Source organism: Gemmatimonas sp. (assembly GCF_036405635.1).
GTDB lineage: Bacteria > Gemmatimonadota > Gemmatimonadetes > Gemmatimonadales > Gemmatimonadaceae > Gemmatimonas.
Window position 1 is genome coordinate 1 of sequence record NZ_DASWXE010000022.1, and the last position, 9,663, is coordinate 9,663.

11 protein-coding genes and 1 pseudogene are annotated in these 9,663 nt (G+C 63.6%); 2 read left to right on the top strand and 10 right to left on the bottom strand.

Features of this window, described 5'->3' with window-relative positions; all coding sequences use genetic code 11:
- The 4 genes and pseudogenes from VGE27_RS01070 to VGE27_RS01085 form a co-directional block, all read right to left on the bottom strand.
- Positions 1-384, bottom strand: a pseudogene (locus VGE27_RS01070) (ATP-dependent DNA ligase); the annotation flags it as partial.
- Positions 381-1,472: a ligase-associated DNA damage response exonuclease gene (locus VGE27_RS01075; RefSeq protein ID WP_331047775.1), complete on the bottom strand. Its 1,092-nt coding sequence runs from the start codon at positions 1,470-1,472 to the stop codon at positions 381-383. The pseudogene VGE27_RS01070 and the gene VGE27_RS01075, both read right to left, overlap by 4 nt.
- Positions 1,473-1,509: 37 nt before the next feature.
- Positions 1,510-2,124: a Pr6Pr family membrane protein gene (locus tag VGE27_RS01080; RefSeq protein WP_331047776.1), complete on the bottom strand. Its 615-nt coding sequence runs from the start codon at positions 2,122-2,124 to the stop codon at positions 1,510-1,512.
- Positions 2,125-2,170: 46 nt separating this feature from the next.
- Positions 2,171-3,268, bottom strand: coding sequence for a serine hydrolase domain-containing protein (locus tag VGE27_RS01085; protein ID WP_331047777.1), 1,098 nt, complete (start codon positions 3,266-3,268; stop codon positions 2,171-2,173).
- A gap of 114 nt (positions 3,269-3,382) precedes the next feature.
- Here VGE27_RS01085 and VGE27_RS01090 point away from each other — a divergent pair, with 114 nt between their 5' ends.
- A complete protein-coding gene (locus VGE27_RS01090) occupies positions 3,383-5,095 on the top strand; it encodes an FRG domain-containing protein (protein ID WP_331047778.1) in 1,713 nt (570 codons plus the stop codon).
- A 34-nt stretch (positions 5,096-5,129) separates the two neighbouring features.
- Here the strand turns inward: VGE27_RS01090 and VGE27_RS01095 are convergent, their stop codons facing one another.
- A complete protein-coding gene (locus tag VGE27_RS01095) occupies positions 5,130-5,252 on the bottom strand; it encodes a hypothetical protein (protein WP_331047779.1) in 123 nt (40 codons plus the stop codon).
- 410 nt (positions 5,253-5,662) lie between these two features.
- On the opposite strand from VGE27_RS01095, the gene VGE27_RS01100 reads away from it, so the two are divergent.
- A complete protein-coding gene (locus VGE27_RS01100) occupies positions 5,663-6,601 on the top strand; it encodes a creatininase family protein (RefSeq protein WP_331047780.1) in 939 nt (312 codons plus the stop codon).
- Between the two features lie 74 nt (positions 6,602-6,675).
- Here the strand turns inward: VGE27_RS01100 and VGE27_RS01105 are convergent, their stop codons facing one another.
- The 5 genes from VGE27_RS01105 to VGE27_RS01125 all read right to left on the bottom strand — a co-directional run.
- Complete coding sequence (locus VGE27_RS01105) at positions 6,676-7,443, bottom strand: haloacid dehalogenase type II (RefSeq protein ID WP_331047781.1); 768 nt, start codon at positions 7,441-7,443, stop codon at positions 6,676-6,678.
- A 135-nt stretch (positions 7,444-7,578) separates the two neighbouring features.
- A complete protein-coding gene (locus VGE27_RS01110) occupies positions 7,579-8,037 on the bottom strand; it encodes a cytochrome b562 (protein ID WP_331047782.1) in 459 nt (152 codons plus the stop codon).
- Positions 8,038-8,124: 87 nt separating this feature from the next.
- Positions 8,125-8,496 carry a YbjQ family protein gene (locus tag VGE27_RS01115; RefSeq protein ID WP_331047783.1) on the bottom strand — a complete coding sequence of 124 codons (372 nt, stop codon included), beginning with the start codon at positions 8,494-8,496 and terminating at the stop codon, positions 8,125-8,127.
- Between the two features lie 44 nt (positions 8,497-8,540).
- Positions 8,541-8,966 carry a hypothetical protein gene (locus tag VGE27_RS01120; RefSeq protein WP_331047784.1) on the bottom strand — a complete coding sequence of 142 codons (426 nt, stop codon included), beginning with the start codon at positions 8,964-8,966 and terminating at the stop codon, positions 8,541-8,543.
- 16 nt (positions 8,967-8,982) lie between these two features.
- A partial coding sequence (locus tag VGE27_RS01125) for a helix-turn-helix transcriptional regulator (RefSeq protein ID WP_331047785.1) occupies positions 8,983-9,663 on the bottom strand: 681 nt, incomplete at its 5' end.

The following is a 9,663-nucleotide window of genomic DNA, read 5'->3' on the forward strand; positions in this document are numbered from 1 at the left end:
CCAGGCGGCACGCAAGGCCAGTCGCTGTTCTGCAGGCTCCATGGTGGCGAGTGGCAGCAGGCGCTGCTCCACCCACCAGGCGAGCGACGCGTCGGCCGTGGCCTCCGGCTCTGGTACGAGCAGCGAGATGGCCTCGGCCAGATCTCCGGTCTGTGCATAACTCTCCTCGAACAGCCACGCAGGAATATCCGCCGCTTCCGCCGCCCAGGCGCGCAGATCGGCGGCCTTCACCAATCGTTTGGGACGGCGGCCCACGAGGAACGAGACCGCCAACGCGGCATCCGCCGGCTCGGCCGCCTGAAAGTAGGCCACGAGAGCGGCCACCTTTTCGCTCGTAGCCGTGGTGGCATCAATGGCGTCGTAGAGGGCCGCGAACTGTTTCACGCGATAGGCTCCGTCGGCAGCGCGGCATTGCCGGACGCGGCATTGCCGGACGCGGCATTGCCGGACGCCTCCTCGCTGCCCTCGTCATCACCGCGTGCCTTCTCTTCGTCACCCCATCGCGTGGGCAACACGTGTGCATCCCGCCCCTGTTCGGTGAGCCACTGCACCACCGTGTTGGTGAAGCCGTGGGTCACCCACACCTGTTCGGCACCGGTGGCGTCGATCGCCGCGAGGAGCTGCGGCCAGTCCACATGATCGGACAGTGTGAAGCCTGCATCCATGCCACGCTGCCGGCGTGCGCCACGCACGCGCATCCATCCGCTGGCAAACGCCGTGCGGATATCGCCGAACCGGCGCAGCCAACTCGTACCCGCTGCGCTGGGCGGCGCGATGAGCATGGCACCGGCCGTGGCCTTGTCGCGCAGTGCATCCGATGCATAGCGCGTGTCCGGGAGCGCCACGCCGGCGCTTCGGTACAGCGCCGTCATGCGTTCCACCGCGCCATGGGTGAGGATGGGGCCGATGGACGCATCGAGCCCCGCCAGGAGCCGTTGCGCCTTGCCGAGTGCGTAGCCACACAGCAGCGACACCCGGCCGGCACTCGCGTTCTGCGCCCACCAGGTGTTGATGTCCTGAAACACCTGCTGCTGTGACGGCCACCGATAGATCGGCAGGCCGAACGTGCTTTCGGTGATGAACGTGTGGCACCGCACGGGTTCCCACGGCGCGCAGGTGGGATCGGGGTCGGTCTTGTAGTCGCCGGAGGCTACCCACACTTCGCCGCGATGCTCCACGCGGATCTGCGCCGAACCAAGGATGTGACCAGCGGGGTGGAGCGAGACGCGGACGCCGTTGATGGTACACGGCTCGCCATAGGCCACCGACTCGACCCCACGCGCCCACTGCCCCAGTCGCTCGCGCGTGATGCCGACCCCGTCGTGCGAGACGAGGTAGCGGTCGCATCCCCAGGTGAGATGATCGCCATGGGCATGCGTCACCACGGCCCGCGAGACCGGCGCCCAGGGATCTATGTAAAAATCACCGGCGGCGCAGTAGAGGCCGTGGTCGGCGATGGTGAGCAGGGGCACGAAAGCGATACGGAGGTGGACGTGGCCGATCAGTGGCTCAGGTCCTACCCCGTGCCCCCCGAAACGTCGCGGCCCGCAGTGCCCATCCAACGACCCCAAACGTGGTGAGCATTCCCAGCCCGTACAACATCACGGTGCCGTATCCGCCCACCAGCGAGGGATTGAGGAACGGATAGGGATACCAGTCTATCATCGCCCCACGCAGCAGGGTGTACAGCACATAGGCGAGTGGGAAGACATAGAAGGCCAGCAGGTCGCGAGATGTTGGCGGTCGCATCGGTGGAACGAGCAACCAATCCGCCACCATGACCACGGGCAGTACGTAGTGGTGCACCGTGTTGATCCAGGGCAGCAGTCCACCGAGATCCACATTGCGGAGCAGTGTCACGAAGACAAGGCCCACTATGGTCATGTAAAGGACGGCGGTTCCGCGTGCACGGTCGTACCACAGCGGTAGCACCCGCTTTTGCATCCCCAAGTACGCACCGATCAGCAGCACCGCTCCCGCGATGCCATTGGAGAGGATCGTGAAATAGCTGAAGAAGTTGAGGAGCGGAAACCCCGCCGAGAAATGCCTCGTGAACTGAATCACGATGGCCGTCAGCGTAAGAGCGCCGAACAGCACGCGGGCGATTATCAAGGCTGAAGACATGGTCGGTGTCAGGTTGACGGTGGGACAGGCCACCCATGAAGGGCCTTCAATCGCCTGCGCGTCCCGGTTGGGCATTTTGCGGGGTGGTGGCAGCCAGAACCCGCAGCAGAATCTGCTCCGATCGCCGCTGGCCGTAGCCGCGGCCATACGCGCTGGAAGTGATGGCAACCACGAGATCCCGGTCCGGCACCAGATAGATCTTGTTGCCGCCGTTTCCGGAGGCAAAATGCACCGTCACCGTGCTCGTGCCCACCTGATGCTGCTTCGTGTACCACATGTAGCCATAGGCGTCGGCAAAGCGGTCGACCTTCGAGATGTCGACATGCGAGGCCAGGGCATCGCGCACCCAGGCACTGTTGATGACCTGACGATCCCCCACTCGCCCACCTCGCAGGAACAGTTCCCCGATCTTCGCCATATCACGCGTCGCGATCGAGAGATTGCCCTGTCCCACTCCCTCACCCTTGGGTCCTCGGCGCCACGCAAAGCGCTCGATGCCCAGTGGACCAAAGAGATGCTGCGCCGCGAAGTCCTGTAGCGAGCGATGGGACACATGCTCCACCATCGCTCCCGCCAGAAAGGCCGTGAACGATGAATAGACGTAGTGCGTACCGGGAGAGGACTTTGCAGGTACGGTTCGGGCAAACGCCATCCAGTCGTCACTCTCGTCCATGCGATCTTCGTTGCCTGTCGACAACGAGTCCTCGTCGTCGGAATCGAGGCCGGTGCGCATCGTGAGCACATCCCGCACACGAATCGGCTGAGCGGTGGCGATCATGCCCGCCGGCAGCAGTTCGCTGATAGGCTGGTCAATATCCCTGATCAGACGCTGCTGCATCGCGATCGCGACGAGAGCCGCCGTGATACTCTTGGTCGCCGACCGGATGTCATGCAACGATGTCGAATCGTCACCATTGAAGTAGCGCTCCGCCACAATGCATCCATGACGCTGTACCACCACCCCCTTGATGTCACGGGTGCTGTCGCGCGCCAGATCATGGAACAGACTGTCCGCCGCAGCGACGTTGATCTCGTCGCCGGCAACAGCCGGGCACGCGGCAAGGCGGTCCACACCGGGCTGCGCACACGCCATCGCGCTGGTGACAGCAAGGAGATACAGCACACGCTTGACTGATATGAACATGCGCACCGGGTCAGTGTTGATTCATTTACACCACAGCTCGCTGGCGTGAGCCTCCGAAAGGACGGAAGTTCCAGCTCCCCATCCTACCTACGTGTACCACTCGGCAGCGTTTTCATGACCACCGGCGATTCCGTCTTCCGCTCACTCGACGCCCTGCAGCAACATCTGGCCACCCTGCCGCCTCTGCAGCCGGGATGGCGACGGGTCTACCGCGGACAGAACCGGGATTTTGGGAAGATGATCCCGAGCGGCATCCGTCGGCGGACGCGAGAATACTGGAGTCTCTGGCATCGTCACGCCATGCTCGTGCAGCCCTCCGAGTCCGACCTCGCATTGGCGGAAGCGAAAGGGGTGCCGTCCACGCTCGACATGCTGTCGTTCTGGGTGCACGCGATCGCGCAGCACTATGGCGGCGACTCCAACTATCTCGACGTCACGGGTGACATCCAGTCGGCGCTCTGGTTCGCGCTGTACGAAATGGTGCCGAAAGATGCGACCATCGTCATGGGACCTGGGCAAGAACCAGATCCCGAGCACGACATCCAGGTGAAGCAGAAGCTCTGGCGCTATCAGCCATGGCGGGACACCGCCTATCTCTATGTCTTCGACGTGCGACCCTGGGATGGAAAGGCGCAACTCGAGCACGGCACATTGGTCGATGTCGCGACGCAAGCGCCCAGTCTGGTGAGTGATTCATCTCGGATGGCTGTGCAACGCGCCTGTCTGCTGCATGCCGACACCGACATCGGTGACCTCACGAGCTTCTATGTGTGCCCACCGCTGCAGGTCGCCTGGCCCATGGAAGGCGCGGATCGTCTGCAACTCGGCACCGAGGACATCTTTCCGCCACCGACCGTCGATCCCTGGTATCAGAACTTTCTGCGGCAACCGCTCACCATCATGCCGGAGCCGACCGACGACGTGCAGTACCGGCATCCGGTTCCCATCGCGCTCTATCTCTACGACACACCGGACATCCGCAACAACCTGCTGGCGCGACTGAACATGGAGCAGCCCCCGCTGGCGTCCCGCGGACTGCGCGAGATCATGGTGGACGACGGCGCAGATGACGACATCCTGGCACGCTTTGATGCTGCCACGGTGATCTACTGTGAGGCAGCTCTGCAGGCGTTGTTGCAGGCACGTCGCGGCAGTGTGTGGCACATGCCGTTGTTGATGTCTGACCTCCCAACCACCGCCGAGACGCGGCATCTCTTGTCCGGTGAGCCCGCCGGCACCGTCGATCTGACGAATGTGATCTTCGAGTTCAGTCCCCTCGAAGCCATTGCCACCGCCAGTGCCTATCAGGTGGAGAGCGCGGACTACGTGCGGGCGCTGTGGATCCTGCGGAACGGAGACACCATCGCGATCGTGCCTTTCGTGCAGCAGGCCAATGGTCCCGGTGTGTCGACGCCGCCGTTCCGCGTGGCATACGATGCCGACGCCCCCGGTGGCCTGGTGTTCTATGCGGGAGACGAGGCGATCCCCAACGATGTCGCCGCGTTTCTGGCCACTCCCGTGCGTGCGGCGCTGTTCACTCTGCGCAGTCTGGCCGACGGGGAAAAGTTACTGCCCAATGTGCTCGCGGCATTCGACCCGAAAAGCGAGGCCGGCAGCTATATGGCTGGTGTCGATGCTGCGACGACCACCTTATGCCTGACGACCTCACGTCCATTTGGCGTCCCGTTGCATGTGCTGCGTCAGGAAGGCGAAGTGTTTTTCGGACCCGGGCAGAGCACCACACGCATGTTCATGCTGCCGGCCGGGCGACCGTTTGGCTCCATCCCCTTGGACGAAATGCAGGCGCGCGCACAACAGGCACGTTGACGTACCGCGCGCCGAGGCCCGGTCGCTCTCGCACTCAACGAGCGACGAACCCGATAGCGCGCCAGGTGTGGCAATCGATGCGCAGCAGTTCACCGGCACGCGCACCATAGGCACGCTCGGGGATCTCATAGTCACCGAGCCCGGGAATCGAGCGCACGAATCGCAGCTCCACTCCGGTACGCGGATCTCGGAGTGGACTGCGACAGGTGCCATCCCGTGCATCCGTACCTCCCGCTGGAAGGGAGAAGGACTCCGGAACGCCACTGGCTGGACGGACCGCGGTGTCCGGCGACAGGCGACCCGTATGCGCGCAGGCAGTCACGGCCACCATTGCGCAGATCAGGGAAATGGTGCGAAACGACATATGGGCAGGCCAGGTTGATGTTGAACGATGACAATATGTGCGAGACGTCCGCGACAAGGATGCGATGGAGATTGCACGGCCACCATGGCTGGCTTGTATGAAGGGTGCTCGACTTCAGGTGTCAGCTCGCGATTGGCGACAGGCGTCGCGGTTGGCCAGATTCAGACGTAGTCCCCTCCCCTTCCCCTCCGCTGGAGACGTACATGAAGAGAACGCTGGTGGCCCTGTTGACCATGCCGCTGCTCGCGGCGAGTGCCTCAGCGCAGGCAGGTGGAGGCGGTGCGGGAGGTGGAGCTGGCGGCGGTGGTGGTGGTGCCGGCAACGCGCAAGCCGCCGCGGCGCGTGCGGCCGCAATGAACAAGCCGCGCACCATCGAAGGCATCAACACCGTGTGGCTCGAAGAACTGACGCGGCCCGAGTTCCGCGACATGCTCAAGGACGGCTACACGACCGTGCTGATCATGACCGGAGGTGTCGAGAACAACGACGACAACCTCTCCATGAACAAGCACAACATCAACAACCGACTCCACGGCGAACTACTGGCCCGCAAGATGGGCAAGACGCTGGTGGCGCCGCTGGTGACGCTGGAGCCCGGCAATGCCGGTGCCGTCATTCAGCCCGGTCGCGCAGGTCCAATGCTTTCGCAGGCCACGTACGTCGCGCTGCTGTACGACATGGGCAACTACCTGCGCAGCATGGGCTTCAAGGAGATCTATTATCTGGGCGACAGCGGCGGGAACGCGCGTGGCATGCAGACTGCAGCCGACTCGCTCACCAAGGTCTACGCGGATAGCCCGGACAAGGTGTACTTCAAGCACATCCCCGAGTACTACAACCACGTCAGCGTGGTGCAGCCGTACATCCAGAACGAACTCAAGATCCCCGAAGGCATCAAGATCGGCGCCAGCACGGGCACCAGCGGCCTGCACGAAGAGCTCAGCATCGATGCCACGCTGGCTCTCGCGGATCCGACCTCCATTCGCTACGAACAGCGCAAGAAGGTCGGCCAGGACGAGATCAACGGCATCAAGTTCCAGTCGCTCAAGTGGCTGCAGGACCTGGGCCGCAAGATCGCCGATCTGCGCGTGAAGACCACGATGGATGCGATCACGGCCTACCGGGCGACGTTGCCGAAGTGATGCGACATCGCTGGCGCTCCGGCTTCTGGTCTCGCTCACGGCAAGGCGGACCAGAAGATCCGAGCCTTAGCCCATCAACCGGGAAGCACGAAGCGCAGGAGGGCCGCCAGATCGGCTCCGGTCGCATCGGCTGTCGCCCCGAGCTGTTCAGCCGGCGCGTTGGTGCGGTTCACCCAGAACGTGGGGTATCCGAACCATTTGGCGCCGGCCACATCCCAGCCGGCGAATGCGACAAAGAGAATCTCCTCCTTCCGCAAACCCAACGTGTCGATGCCCAGCTGATAGGCACGGGGATCCGGCTTGTACGAACGGACGCGCTCCGTGCTGATCACCGCCTCGAACGTCCCATCGAGACGGGCCGCCCGGAGTCCATCAGAGAGCGCGCCTGCAGTCATGTTCGACAGGAAGGCCAGACGTACACCGGCCTGTCGCAGTTGTCCTATCGCGGATGCCACATCGGGCCAGGGCTGCAGGTTGGTCCACGCCGCCATCAATTGCGCACGTTGGGCGGAAGATACCGTCAACCGCAGTTGCCCGGCGGCGAACGTCAGGCCGTCATCGGTGGCCTGTAGGAAGTCGATGTACTGGCCGCCAAGCGCTCGCAGCCATTGATATTCGAACTGACGGGTGCGCCAGACATTCATCAATGCCTCGCCCTGTCCGGGAAACAGGGACTCGGCCAGCGCTCCGATCGGGCGTGGATCGAAAATCGGAAATGCGTCGAAGACGAGTGCCTTGAAGCGCGGCTGGCGGGTCTCCGCAGCCAATGACTGAAAGGGCAGCACACCGGCCAATACACTGCCGGCGGCCAATTCCAGAAAATGTCGACGATGACATGTCATGGACATGACTCAGAGAGGTTTACGCGATCATGCGGGGCGCGGGCACCGGAAATCGGCGACGGCTGAGAGGAAAACAGACGCCCCATCCGGTGCCGGATGGGGCGTTTCACGGCAGTCACCCATCGTGAATACCGTTCAGTTGGCTGGAGGAGGCCGGCGAATGCGGAACTCCCCATGCGATGTGCGCTGCAGGCCGCGCATTTCTTCGACGATGGCTGCCGCTTCGGTGTTCTTCCCGGCGTGCAGCGCGCCATGCAGCTTGCCCGCGGTGTCGATCAGTTTCTGCAGGCCGGCCTTGTAGTCGGCCACGAACTTGGCCTGATCGGCCTCGGGCACCTGCGCCTTCTTCTCGGGCTCGAACGCCAGCGCTTCCTTGGCGTTGGTCTCGAAGATCGTGAGCTGTTCCATCGTGCTGGCGTTCTTGGTCGAATCGGCAACCTGCTGGCCGATGGTGCGGAAGGCACCATTCATGGCCGCCATGTGCTTGCCGAGCTGGGTCTTGGGCTCGCTGGGCTGCTGAGCGTGAAGGGTGCTGGTCGTCAGGGCGAGGGCGAGCACGGACAGCGTGCTCAGATGCCGGAGGCGCAGAAGCATGGCAGTGTGGTGATGTGGCCGGGTTCCCGTCGGCATCCCCATGATGCCGCGTGAAGTTCCGCGGATCGTGAAAAACTATTGCCGCAGCTACGGTTGCGTGATGGGTACGACGCGCACCGCCGTCCCATAACAGAGCACTTCGGTCACGCCGCTCATGATCTCGGTGGCGTCATAGCGAATGCCGATCACCGCGTCGGCATCGGCGATTTCCGCCTGCACGAGCATGGTGTCGAAGGCCTGCTGGCGCGTGCGCTCCGCCAGCGTCGTGAACAGCGAGATGTTGCCGCCCAGAATCGTCTGGAGGCCCGCACCGAGCGTCCCCACCAGCGACCGGGAGCGAACCACGACTCCGCGCACGACCCCCAACGACGCCACGATCCGGTAGCCCGGCAGATCGAAGGCCGTGGTGGTCATGTGGAACGGAAAGTCGGCAGCCTGAGAATGGACGATATCCGTCATGCCCTATTCTACCGTCAATCCCGCCCCAGCGCCCTGTGGATGCGTCACGTTCTGGCGAATCTCAACGCACTCACCCACTCACGGCCCTGGGCACGCATGCGCTGAATCTCGCGCCACTGGTCGGCCACCGCGCCAATATTGCGTCCGCCGAGATCGACAGGACGTCCAAAGCTGATCCTCAGCACGGAGCTCTCGTGGGCGATCTTGATGCCGCCGCCGAAGTAGTACCATGGCACCCACACGCGCACGGTGGATGTCGGCCAACGAAACAGTCGACACGATTTGCCACCGGCCAGTGCATCGGCAAGTCCCGGCACACTCAATTCGCGTTCCAGTGCCCGTAGCTGCCGCGGCCAGGCGGACCCGGTTCCGGTGGCCTCGAATGAGACATGGGCACCCGGAAGCATCAGCGTGCCCGGAAGGCTGCTCAGACCGCGCAACAGCCAGGCGTTGGTGCGAAGAGAAGGCATGCCGCTGGTCTCTCGACTAGTACGGGGAATGTCCGTGTGAGACCCGAAAGGCAGACGGCGTCATGCCATGCGCCGCGCGGAATGCATTGCTGAAATGACTCTGATCGTTGAACCCGCAGGTGAGCGCGATATCCGATAGTGATCGCACCGTGCAGCGAAGCAGCGATCGCGCCTGCTCGAGCCGTCGACGCCGCAGATAGTCCGCCGGACTCATGCCCATGTGCTGACGAAACACCCGCGCCAGATGCACGGGGTGCACACCGGCCGTGCGTGCCACATCGGCAATGCTACAGTTGCCCCCCAACGAGTCGTCGAGCTGTTCGCAGGCGACCCGTAGCCACACCGGCGCGGCGACATGCTGCGCATCGTCGGTCGCCGAAACATGCGACAGCAGTTCCAGCGTCAACGCATGTCGCGTGAGCGATGCATCTCCCCCGCCCCGCGTACACGCCCGCGACAGACGCATGCCAATGCTCTGCGCCTGGGCGGACTGCACCACCGCAGCATGCTCCGGCAGCCTGGAAAATGCGGCCGCCTCATTCATGACGTCCGCATCCAGCGAGATCGTCAGAAACCGACCGTCGACCACCTTGTCGCGTGCGGCAAACCGATCGCGGTGTGTGGTCCCCGCCGGATTGAAGATCAACTGCACACCCTCACTCACCGGCGGCGCACCGTCGGCCGTCGAGACATACAG

Coding starts and splice junctions, on each gene's coding strand:
- VGE27_RS01080 (WP_331047776.1), bottom strand. CDS start 2,124: ATGTCTTCAGCCTTGATAATCGCCCGCGTGCTGTTCGGCGCTCTTACG.
- VGE27_RS01085 (WP_331047777.1), bottom strand. CDS start 3,268: ATGTTCATATCAGTCAAGCGTGTGCTGTATCTCCTTGCTGTCACCAGC.
- VGE27_RS01090 (WP_331047778.1), top strand. CDS start 3,383: ATGACCACCGGCGATTCCGTCTTCCGCTCACTCGACGCCCTGCAGCAA.
- VGE27_RS01100 (WP_331047780.1), top strand. CDS start 5,663: ATGAAGAGAACGCTGGTGGCCCTGTTGACCATGCCGCTGCTCGCGGCG.
- VGE27_RS01105 (WP_331047781.1), bottom strand. CDS start 7,443: ATGACATGTCATCGTCGACATTTTCTGGAATTGGCCGCCGGCAGTGTA.
- VGE27_RS01110 (WP_331047782.1), bottom strand. CDS start 8,037: ATGCTTCTGCGCCTCCGGCATCTGAGCACGCTGTCCGTGCTCGCCCTC.
- VGE27_RS01115 (WP_331047783.1), bottom strand. CDS start 8,496: ATGACGGATATCGTCCATTCTCAGGCTGCCGACTTTCCGTTCCACATG.
- VGE27_RS01120 (WP_331047784.1), bottom strand. CDS start 8,966: ATGCCTTCTCTTCGCACCAACGCCTGGCTGTTGCGCGGTCTGAGCAGC.